Source organism: Microcoleus sp. PH2017_05_CCC_O_A (assembly GCF_020738785.1).
Classification (GTDB): domain Bacteria; phylum Cyanobacteriota; class Cyanobacteriia; order Cyanobacteriales; family Microcoleaceae; genus Microcoleus.
Window position 1 is genome coordinate 18,828 of the sequence record NZ_JAEQCB010000168.1, and the last position, 10,763, is coordinate 29,590.

Genomic DNA, 10,763 nt, shown 5'->3' on the forward strand with positions numbered 1-10,763 from the left:
CCGCCCGATCGCAATTCAACGTTACTGTAAATATTGGTGCTAGCGTAGGAATAAAGCACCGTACCAGCAACGCGATTTCCTTTCGCAGAAGGCGCTTCGGCGCGGCGAATCTGCCCTAGAGTGTCTTCGATGTAGTTGAGATAGTTGCCAGGCCCGATCGCGATTTGGCGGTTGTACTGGTGGTCTTTAGCGTACTCTATCCAATGGTCGTAACCCATCTTTTGCTGCGGCTTGTACTCGCGCTGGTAAGTCATCGGCATCGCCATGTCGAGAATACCTTCTTCCAGCCAAGCGCGCCAATCCTGCAATACTTCTCTGTACGGCTGCGTTTTATACCAGCCTGCATCATTAGCTGGGCCGTCTCCCCAGGCGATCGTCGCTGCGGTAATTTTAACGCGCGGTTTAATCGCCATGGCTTCTACATAAAGCTTCCGCACTAAATTTGTCACCTGATCGCGCCGCCACTGCATCCACAGAGGATCGCTGGCTGCCGGTTTGCCCGATCGACCGTTTTGTTGGTTGAAACGGGCGATCGAAGTAGGATTGTAGCCCCAATTCGGCCCGCCGTAGCGCACGTAATCCAACTGTACGCCGTCCACATCGTAGCGCTTCAACAAGTCCAAATAGACAGAAACAGTATAATCTAGGGCGTCTGGATTGCCGGGATCGAGAAAACCTTTGGCTTCGCCACTCGAAATCAGCATCGCCCAATTGTCCTTTCCTGAGGCATTGGGCCCATGTTGTTGCCAAACATGATTTGCAGGAAGTTTACCACCGGAAACTACTGGTAGCGTCACCATCCAAGCGTGTACTTCTATACCTGCGGCGTGGGCTTTGTCGATCAAATCTTGGAGGGGATCGAAACCTGCTGGAACATTCGGATCGGTGGTGCGGGGTTCGATCGCACTCGTGTAAAAGGCATCGCCACGGCGGCGGACTTGGGCGACGATCGCGTTGGCATTAGCCCTCTGTGCGTCAGCAATCAACTTGGTTACTTCTTGAGGCGTTTTGAAACCGGGGTTGAATGCGTCCACCCAGAAGGCGCGAAATTCGCTGGTTGGGGTTAGTGGAGGCATAATGGCGATTGCGCGATTCGGGAACAAGTTGGATAACCAACCGGGAGTCAGCAGAAAACTGATTGTTAAGCCGATCGCGAACAGGCTTGACAAAAAGAGTGTTTTAGTATTTCGCATGAGGAATGTGTGAGAGAGCGTTTAACTGTCCTTTACGGACTTTTGGTGTGAGCGTCCGCTTGACATTTTGGCACATCTTTGAGTTAAAAAACTGATAGCGTGAAACTGTGTTCTGGAATAGCGATCGCTTATACTGGATTCTGGTATTTTCTATACAATCGCTTTATTTTTTCAATGTACGAACGCACTGATAGTGAGATTGAAGCAATTCAAGAACTACTCTCGCCACACTTTGGAACTGGTTTTGAGCCTGACGAACTGACAAATAGCGAACAGACAATCATCGAACAGGTATTGAAGTATGTAGGTAGCCGATTTACCCGGATGAAATATATCCTGGGTCTTGCCCTTGATTTTGCGATCGTCGCACAGCGTCTATCTAATGTTGATGACTCTGCCAAAAGATTAAGAGAAAATCTGACAATTGAACAATTATTTCAACGTTATCAAGTTGTCACTGAACGGGGAGAACAACAGGCAAATACACTAACTTTAAAATTTGGTCAATCAACTCAAGTAGGTATCCGACGTATAGAAGAGTCTATTGTTCAATTTTTTCACAGTCTCAATCGTTCTAAATATCCCAGTGCTTATGTTTACAATACAGGTCAATGGCAAAAATTTCAAGACCTACTGATTCTCTGTTTTAGTCTATCCGAGTCTGGACGATTTCAACTATGTCAACAACTTATTGATTTTGGTCTCGAACGATTGCTAAAGAACATATTTGTTACGAGAGAATCTTTGCGAATTCGCTTATTTGCCGAGATAGTAAGCAATTACCCGCGCAGCGATCCAGATGAAAATGGAGGTTTAGTTTTTCAAGCCATTGCTTGCGGTTATTTCAAAGCAGATCGACCTCATCTTAGCTTTGTAGTTGATAAGGTACGCACAGGTTCGTCAAGACAGCGGCGTTTTGGAGATATTGATTGTTATTACGGCTTGGATCTAGAAATATCAATAGAAGTAAAAGACTGCCACATTTCCATGAAAAACGTCAAGCAACAATTGGGAAGTTTCCAGAAACAAGTAACAGGTAATCAAATCCTTGGTGTGGCTTTTATACTCTCCATAGACGGCGAAGCGAGTTCTATACTTAGCGACAGTGGCATCATTTCCTTCGCACAAGATGAGTTAATTAGATCCGTGAGGATCTGGGATTGGCAAAAGCAGGATGCAGCCGTGCATGAGATGCTTCACTATCTTGCTCATGTTGAACAGAATCCTAGTGCTGTTGGCAGACTGCTGGCATTTATTCGCGATCGAGATCCCCAACACAACTCTCTTACTTATTATCAAAGTTAAACTGTGATTTCAAGAGCAAGCTGAATCGGAAAATTCAACTCTGAATTGAGTGACTTTACTTTTTGCGATCGGGCTATAACAATTTCATCATCTGAATGGCTTTGATAAGCCTTGATAACTTCCTTTCCTACCGCAAATCCGAGTAGTGGCGGTACGGCATTTCCGACTTGAAGGTACTGTGATGTTCTCGAACCAATCACCTCAAAATCATCGTCAAAAGATTGCAGCCTCAATCCTTCGCGGACAGTCAATCCCCGATGCTGACTTGGATGAGTCGCTCGTGCAGACGAAGGTTTTCTCATGTTAGATGTTACAGCAATAGCTGGTTTATCACTAGCTAGCCGAGCATAGCTATTGTGAAAACCGCTGGCTGGTTGAAGGATCTCGGGAATTGACTTTCTGTTGCCACCATCTGGGATATACTTCAGAATTTCAATTAACTTTTGTGAATGATTGGCTGCCTCGTGATGTAGCAATATATTGGCGGTTTTCCGCCTAGCTATTTGATACTCAGTTTGCGGCATAATCTGGTAAAATTTACAAATCTCTCCAGCATTTAATGGCGGTAAATCTGAAATTGCATCAGCTACATTGACATAATAGTGAGAACTTGGCAGTGGAAACTCAGGCGGCAGCAATCCATCAAGCCAACCTATAAAAAAAGCACGCTTTCGCAGTTGTGGTACGCCGTAGTCAGCCGCTTTTAAAAGGCGACATTTCATGTGATAGCCGATATCAGCAAAGCTAGCGATGACTGAATCGCGCACTTTGCCTCCCTGCATTACCAACATTCCTTCAACATTCTCGATAATCACATAAGCCGGACGAATTTCAGCCACCAAGTCGCGAAAATTGCACCATAAAGAATTGCGAGGATCTGTAATCTCTCGCTTGCCAACGGTGCTAAATCCTTGGCACGGTACTCCCCCAGTAATGATGTCGATTTCTGCTACCGAAATTTTAAAGAACTCCTCTATCTCGGAAACGGTTGTCTGTGTTAAGTCAGATAGCAAACAGGGAAGTGGAGATAGGTTTCGTTCAAAAGTTTGTTTGGCGTTTTGACAGTAATCTATGCCGCCGATTGCTTGAATTCCAGCACGTTTAAAACCCAGAGTTAACCCTCCAATGCCGCAAAACAAGTCAAGGCTACGCGGAAAATGCTTTGTTTGAGTTTTTGTCATCGTTATCTACCTCTTGAGAGAACTATATGAAAAGTCAACATACTTTTGCGAACTTACGGCACTTCCGACTGGGATCAGAATGTCCGCGCTGACTTCGTTCATTTTAACGGACAACATCTGTTGCAGGCTTATTCAAAAGATGAAAATATTTGTGAGCCAGAATGATGCTAAAATACGCTGTTTGTATGGCTGGTGCTGGCATCAGCACAACATATACTGTGATGCCAGCGGTTGAATTGACCGGAAATTGTCGATCGCACTCAGTAAACCAAATCAGTAGTTAGGCAAAATATGTCTGCAATGGAAAAAAAACCGATCGATGGATTGTGGGTATCAGTATTATACTTCGCTCAGGGTCTCCCGTACACCGTCGTTAATTTAATGTCGGTGATTTTTTTGAAAGGGATGGGAACCAGCAACGAACTAATCGGATTGACAAGTCTGTTATCTTTTCCTTGGGTATTAAAAGGTTTGTGGGGGCCCGTTGTTGATATGTATTCCACTAAACGCAAGTGGATTTTAAGAACGGAAATCATTTGTGCTTTTCTGTTTGCTTTCCTAGCTTTTGGTGTGTTGACGCCTATGGCTATTATTATATCGCTGGTTGTGTTTACAGCGATCGCCTTTGTTTCAGCTACTCACGACATCGCCATTGACGGATTTTATTTAAACACTCTCACTAAAGACAAACAAGCACTATTTGTCGGTGTTCGCAACACGGCTTATAGAGGTGCCGTGATTGTCGGTAGCGGTGTCTTGGTTTTCTTGGCCGGTAAACTAGCAGAACAGCATTTAATCCCGGTAAATGCAGGCGATACTAAAACATATCAGGAGATTCCGCTGTCACTTTTCGGTTCGTCTTATAATGTGTCTCCGATTAACTACGGATGGGCGACAGCCTTTGGCATTTGCGCGCTGATTTTTGTGCTGATTTATCTGTTTCAGCGGTGGTATCTTCCCTATCCTAGAAATTCTGCTGCGGAAACAGGCGCACCCCAACAAAAAATTAGCTTTTTTGAGTCATTTAAAACCTATTTCCAGCAAGATAAAATTGGTTGGATTGTGACTTATGTCTTGATTTTTAGATTGGGAGATGCCCTGACTTTTAAAATGGCTCCTCCATTTTTAATGGATAAAGTTGAGAAGGGAGGATTAGCAGTTTCTACGTCAGATATGGGTTTGCTATCAGGTACTGTCGGGATAATTTTTCTGTTAATCGGAGGGTTGCTGGGCGGTTATTTGATTGCGAAACAAGGACTGAAAAAATGGATGTGGCCGACGGCGATTATGCAAAATTCAACTAACGTGTTGTATTGGATGTTGGCAATCAATCAACCGGGGATTGAGTGGGCCTATGCTGTAAATTCGATCGAGCAATTTACTTACGGACTTGGTGTAGCTGCCTATACAGTGTTCTTAATGCGGACTGTCCGCCCTGATTACGAAGCATCCCACTACGCGATTACCACGGCTTTCATGGCCGCAGGAGTGCTGATTCCGGGCGTTTTTAGCGGTTATTTACAGACTGCATTGGGCTATCAAAATTATTTCTTGTTTAGTTCACTGGCTGTGATTCCCGGTATGCTGACGATTTTCTTTTTGCCACTAGAAGATGAGAAAAAATTAGAATCTATGCCCCGGCCTGGACTGGACGATCCAGATTAATTAAATTGTATCTGTAATTAGGTACGTAGTTGCGATGAAAGCGCGCTCTTGGTGAATATAAGCTAAGAGCGCTGAAGCGCAACTACGTACCTTAGAGGGAGGCAACCTTTGATCGATACTTTTGATAGTTTTATATCTCCTATCCTGACAATTGCTCCACCCTGGATTGCCCCGATAGATAAGGGGTAGGCACGGGGCACTACCCCTACAAATCTTCATGAATATTTTAGGAATACTATAATTTACTCCACAAAATATAGGACACAACAATGTTGTATCCCTACCCCATATAGCAATCCTAAAATTAGGTACTTAGTTGGGCAAAGTGCGCTCTTCAGAATATAAGCTAAGAGCGCTGAAGCGCAACTACGTACCTTTAGGATTGCTATAGTCGCCAACTAAATCGAAATAAAATCCCTGGCTGTTAGCGGACTGCTTAGTACGCCGAAGAAACTGGCAAGAACTTCACCACTGCTGGCAATTTCGATGGTTGTTGAAATATCGGCTTGAGTAATTCTCAGTTGGTTGAAGCTCAAACCTCTGGTCAAACCAATTGAATCTTGACCTTGTTGAAAGTCTAGAAGTGTATCTGTACCGGCGCCTGCTCCTAACACAAATACGTCGCGTCCAGCGCCACTAATTAACAAATCTGCACCTACTCCGCCAACGAGGGTATCGTCGCCGTCTCCCCCGCTCAAATTGTCATCTCCTTTGCCGCCGAATAACTGATCGTTGCCGAGGCCACCGCTGATAATATCGTTACCTTTATTGCCGCTGAGAGTATCGTTTCCCCCATTACCAGTTATAATATCGTCCCCGGCCAAACCTGAGGTTGTATTGTTGGCATCGTCGCCTACTAAATTATTAATTTGGGAGAGGTCGAGAGCAGTTTTCATTGCAAGAACGTTTCCGAGAAAAGAGGTTCCCGGAGTGGTTCTCAATTGCTCTAAACTGCTGCGGGAAGCCAGGGCTTTTCCTAAGGGTGGCAGCGCAAAGTTTAAGCCTGCTAACAGCTCTAAATAATCTGAATCTGTAAAATTGAAATCCGGGCGGTTCAACTGGTCTACAGATATCTCTGTCTTGGTCAAACCGGGAGGAGGAGAGCTTAACAAACCACTTTGGGTGTGCTTGTCCAAGACAAGTAGCGGGTTAATAATCGGGTTAGTAAATGTTTCAAGAACTACTTTTCCGGGAAGAAAAGCTTCTCCTCCCAAACTAACAAAATCGCCACTAACTATATAGTGAGTTACATTTTTGCCTGCACTCGCTTTCTGCTTAAATGTATTGACTATACTTTGAGCAATTCCGGGAGAATTAAAGGTAACAATATCTCCGATCGCAGATGTGAATTCTGTGGCGGCTAGTTGCGTTATGGCGCCGCCCAAGCTGTGCCCGAGAAGGTCTGGTGGCAAGCGGCGGGGGTTTTTTGTTGTATCTTGACCGATTTGTGTCAGCCAAGTTCCTAAGGCTTGTTTGTTGGCTTCAAATTGGTTGAAGCCGACGCTTCGCTTGTCTGCGTTGGCAAGATCGTCTACGAGGGAGTCGGTGCCGCGAAATACTAGAACTGGCGGTTTGTCTGGGGTGGTGGAGATTAAGCCGATCGCGTGAAATCCCGTTAGGGGATCGTCAAAAGTGCGATCGATTCGGTAGCCGACAGCCGTCAAACCAGCTTGAACTACAGTTTGTAACTGGGGGTTGTTATCTATGTAAACAAGCTGCTTGGCTATAGTTTCGTAAGCGGCGGGGGAGGATGGCATATTTTTGTTATTTCCTGTCGTTTGATTGGGATTGGCTTTTTAAGCTAGTCAACTCATTTTACAGTAAATTAGGTTAATAAACAATATTTGTTTCTCCTATTGCGCGTTCCTAAATCACCCAATAGTCGGCTTGTGGCAGCGGATTTCGCAATAGCAAAAAACACACAAAAAAAGATTTACGCGCAATAACTTGCAGTTGTTGCGCTACCCAAACTACTATTTTGATCCATTAAATCTGCACGAAATCCGGTCGCGTGAGGTCGTTAGCGGACACGCCTCTGACGGTAGCAATAATTTCCCCAGTAATCGGGATAGTAATTACAGCTCCGTCAGCACTTGGGGTAACAATAATTTGAGGGTAAGTTAGACCCCGTGATAGGCCAATTAAATCTTCACCCTTTTTAAAATCGACAATCACATCTGCTCCGCCACCTGATTCTAATACAAAGCGATCGCGCCCTGCACCGCCAATTAAAAAATCGTTGCCAAATTCGCCGGAAATGAGGTCGTTTCCGTCGCCACCATCCAAAAAATCGTTGTTTCTGCCACCGTACAAGAAGTCGTCACCACTGTCGCCACTGAGGCTGTCATTATCTCGATTGCCTCTGAGAGTGTCGTTACCGGCGTTGCCGATAATTGTATCCTCTCCAGGGCCACCGCTAGCAGTATTGTTGCGAGCGTCGCCTAATAAATAATTTGCTTGCAGGGGAGCTAAACCGAATTGCATTTGTCTGATTAAGTCCACAAACGAAAATTCTGAGGCTGTTCTCAAACTCTCTGCACCGGCTCGGTTTCTGATTGCCACTGACACATTTGCTAGGGGAAAATTTAGTGCAGCAATAAACTCGTTAAAATCTGAGTCGTTGTTACTATAAGTAAATTCGGGACTGTTTAAGTTTTCGAGGGAAAATTGCCTCTGGAAAAAATCTGCGGGTGGAGCAGTTAACAAGTTTTCTCTGCGATGTTTGGCTAAAACACTTAAGGGATTAATAGTCGGGTCTGTGAAAGTTTGGAGAAATACTTTTCCCTGGATAAATGCTTCGCCAAACAAACTGACAATATCTCCGCTGACAATGTAGTGACTGACATTTTTGTTGCCTGCCCTACTGAGATTTTTCCGAAAATTGCTGGCGATACTCGCTGAGATTCCGGGAGAGTTGAAAGTCAAGATATCGCCGCTCAGAGATGTGTATTCGCTGGCTACAATTTGAGCGATCGCTCCGCCCCAACTGTGCCCGACGACATCGGGCAATAATTTGCTGGGGTTTTTGGCAGTATCTTGACCGATTTCTGCGAGCCAGTTTTTGATACTATCTTTGTTTTTTTCAAATTCGGGTAAGCCTATGTCGCGGGAGGCAGAAAACATAGCGTCGCCGTCGATGAAGTCGGTACCTCGAAATACGAGGACTGGCGGTTTGGTGGGGTCAGAGGAACCGAAGCCGATCGCGTAAAATCCGGTTTCTTTGTCGTCCAATATGCGATCGATATAGTAGCCGTTAGTGTCCAGGAAGCGCGAAACTTGATTTTGCGCGTTCGGCTTTTGATTCAAAAAAACAATTGACTTAGCCAGAGCTTCATAAACAGCAGGCGAGGCACTCATAATATTTTATTTGGTGTTTGTTGGTATTTGCGATCGCTCTGGTTTTGAGCTAATTTTCCACTGTCAGCCATTATAACTGACAAGATTTGTATGGTACACTTGATAATATCTACTCAAGAATCATTTTTTGCGGTTATGACTATCATTCGTCAATACATTGCTCCATTGATCGCAATATTAGTATTTTTCGTGGCTCTGGTAGCAGTCAGCGCTCGCATCTTTTTGCCGGCTGACATGGCTGCCCCGGCACCGATTGAGGAACCGATCCCGCTCCATCAAGCGGTATCTCTGAATCCTATTTTCTTGGGGCTCAATTATTCCTCTCTCCCTGTCCAAATTCGCTGATGTCTGCTCAGTTGATACCGGGCTACAGGCTGCGATCGGGTTCTGGACTCGATCGCGCAAAACTGCTAAAGTTCCTGCACCATACTTACCGAGAGCTTTACCCCGATCGCGAATTGGGACATTTGGCTCAAACTGTCGAGCAGTATTTTTCTAAACAGACGCCGCTTTGGTGGGTAGAGTGCCTGAAAAACAGCCCGTTCGAGGGAGAAAGTTTTTCCGGGATCCCCTCGCAGCCGGCAAATCCCACATCAGTTGTCGGATGTTTGTGGTTGGGAAATGCGATCGACCAAACCACTGGAGAACGCCACGGTCACATTTTTCTGCTCTATATAGCACCGGAACACCGCCGTCAGGGACTAGGTGCAGCTTTAGTTATTCAGGCAGAAAATTGGGCGCGTTCAAGAGGCGATCGGCAAATTGGTTTGCAAGTTTTTCTGAGCAATCAGCCTGCGATGAATCTCTATCAAAAATTAGGCTATGAGAGTCATTCTGTCTGGATGATCAAATCTCTTTGAAAAACCAGAGGTATTTGTTTGCAGTCAGGGGTGCAGCGGCTTGTGCAAGGCAAATATGTTTGTAGGGGCGAAGCATGACCGCAGTCAATATAAAATTATAACTAATAACTTATATGCGGTCATGCTTCGCCCTCTTCAAAAACCAGATGCACCAGCTCTTCTTCCTGACTGCGAACAATAGGAGGACTTGAGAGTTGAATCGGAATGCTTTTATTGCCGGAAATGCTAATTTATATTGACCGCTGAATCAGTTGCGCCCGTAGCATCCTCTCTGCGGTAAAGTTTTTTTATGAACAATAACGACTACACCAACGCCCTCGATCTTGATACGGAACTGGAAAGCCCTTTGGATCATTTTGATGAATCCGAACCCCCGCTACCAGATCCAGAGGAAATGCTGCCTTTGCTGGAATCGCCGGAACCTCAGCACCGGATGATGGCGGCGCGGGCTTTTTGCGAACTCCAGGACGATCGCGCGATTTCGCATTTAATTAATTTGTTAAGAGACGGTTGTCCCTTGGTGCGGGTGAGTGCGGCCTATGCTTTGGGGCGAAATCCAAGTCCCGATGCTGTGGAACCGCTGATCGAGCAACTCAACCGCGATTGGAACGGTTACGTTCGCAAAGGGGTAGTTTGGGCCTTGGGAAATTGCAGAGATCACCGCGCTTTATCGCCCTTAATTGATGCTCTGAGAACTGATATTTCGGCGGTACGTTTGTGGGCGGCGAGTTCTCTGGGTCAAATGGCAAAAGTTGGTTACTATGTGGTGATTGCGGGGATTCCACCGTTGATTCAAGCATTGCGAAGAGACTCTGTATCTGCCGTTCGCAGTAATTCCGCTTGGGCGATCGGGCAACTGGCGCGCGAGTTACCGAATAATGTAGTGTACGCTGGGGCGATCGACGCTTTAATTGAATCATTAGAAGAAGATGAAGACATGGGCGTGCGCGACGATGCTAAATCTTCGCTGTTGCGAGTCGGCGATCCGCGAGGTTTGCAGATTATTGAAGACTTAGAAATGGAAGGAATATTATAATGAATATTCCACAATTAAGCACCGTTTACAAATTCCCAATTACCCGTTACCAATTATGAACTTCATCAATCCCAAAACAGATTTTGGCTTCAAAAAAATCTTTGCATCGCCCCAGCACAAAGAAGTTTTGATTAGCTTCCTGAATGCTATGCTCTACAACGCAGAG

11 protein-coding genes are annotated in these 10,763 nt (G+C 45.3%); 7 read left to right on the forward strand and 4 right to left on the reverse strand.

What is annotated here, in order from left to right; all coding sequences use genetic code 11:
* A partial coding sequence (locus JGK20_RS28695) for a family 10 glycosylhydrolase (protein WP_293233005.1) occupies positions 1–1,076 on the reverse strand: 1,076 nt, incomplete at its 3' end.
* A gap of 216 nt (positions 1,077–1,292) precedes the next feature.
* On the opposite strand from JGK20_RS28695, the gene JGK20_RS28700 reads away from it, so the two are divergent.
* Complete coding sequence (locus tag JGK20_RS28700; protein ID WP_293178959.1) at positions 1,293–2,498, forward strand: hypothetical protein; 1,206 nt, start codon at positions 1,293–1,295, stop codon at positions 2,496–2,498.
* Here the strand turns inward: JGK20_RS28700 and JGK20_RS28705 are convergent.
* Positions 2,495–3,679 carry a DNA cytosine methyltransferase gene (locus JGK20_RS28705; protein WP_293178965.1) on the reverse strand — a complete coding sequence of 395 codons (1,185 nt, stop codon included), beginning with the start codon at positions 3,677–3,679 and terminating at the stop codon, positions 2,495–2,497. The genes JGK20_RS28700 and JGK20_RS28705 overlap by 4 nt on opposite strands.
* A gap of 161 nt (positions 3,680–3,840) precedes the next feature.
* Between JGK20_RS28705 and JGK20_RS28710 the strand changes: the two genes are divergently transcribed.
* Together JGK20_RS28710 and JGK20_RS28715 are read left to right on the forward strand one after the other, a co-directional pair.
* A complete protein-coding gene (locus JGK20_RS28710; RefSeq protein WP_293233003.1) occupies positions 3,841–3,963 on the forward strand; it encodes a hypothetical protein in 123 nt (40 codons plus the stop codon).
* A gap of 7 nt (positions 3,964–3,970) precedes the next feature.
* Positions 3,971–5,344: an MFS transporter gene (locus tag JGK20_RS28715; protein WP_293210727.1), complete on the forward strand. Its 1,374-nt coding sequence runs from the start codon at positions 3,971–3,973 to the stop codon at positions 5,342–5,344.
* Between the two features lie 398 nt (positions 5,345–5,742).
* Here the strand turns inward: JGK20_RS28715 and JGK20_RS28720 are convergent, their stop codons facing one another.
* Together JGK20_RS28720 and JGK20_RS28725 are read right to left on the reverse strand one after the other, a co-directional pair.
* A complete protein-coding gene (locus JGK20_RS28720) occupies positions 5,743–7,101 on the reverse strand; it encodes a calcium-binding protein (RefSeq protein WP_293178971.1) in 1,359 nt (452 codons plus the stop codon).
* A 229-nt stretch (positions 7,102–7,330) separates the two neighbouring features.
* Positions 7,331–8,701 carry a calcium-binding protein gene (locus JGK20_RS28725; RefSeq protein WP_293206004.1) on the reverse strand — a complete coding sequence of 457 codons (1,371 nt, stop codon included), beginning with the start codon at positions 8,699–8,701 and terminating at the stop codon, positions 7,331–7,333.
* A 135-nt stretch (positions 8,702–8,836) separates the two neighbouring features.
* On the opposite strand from JGK20_RS28725, the gene JGK20_RS28730 reads away from it, so the two are divergent.
* The 4 genes from JGK20_RS28730 to JGK20_RS28745 form a co-directional block, all read left to right on the forward strand.
* On the forward strand, positions 8,837–9,046 hold the full coding sequence (locus tag JGK20_RS28730; RefSeq protein ID WP_293178989.1) for a hypothetical protein: 210 nt from the start codon (positions 8,837–8,839) through the stop codon (positions 9,044–9,046).
* Entirely contained in the window at positions 9,046–9,561 is a 516-nt protein-coding gene (locus tag JGK20_RS28735) for a GNAT family N-acetyltransferase (RefSeq protein WP_293178977.1), read from the forward strand. Before JGK20_RS28730 ends, JGK20_RS28735 begins: the two co-directional genes overlap by 1 nt.
* 289 nt (positions 9,562–9,850) lie before the next feature.
* Positions 9,851–10,597, forward strand: coding sequence for a HEAT repeat domain-containing protein (locus tag JGK20_RS28740; RefSeq protein ID WP_293150888.1), 747 nt, complete (start codon positions 9,851–9,853; stop codon positions 10,595–10,597).
* A gap of 55 nt (positions 10,598–10,652) precedes the next feature.
* On the forward strand, positions 10,653–10,763 hold a 111-nt coding region (locus tag JGK20_RS28745), incomplete at its 3' end, for a PD-(D/E)XK nuclease family transposase (protein ID WP_293233007.1).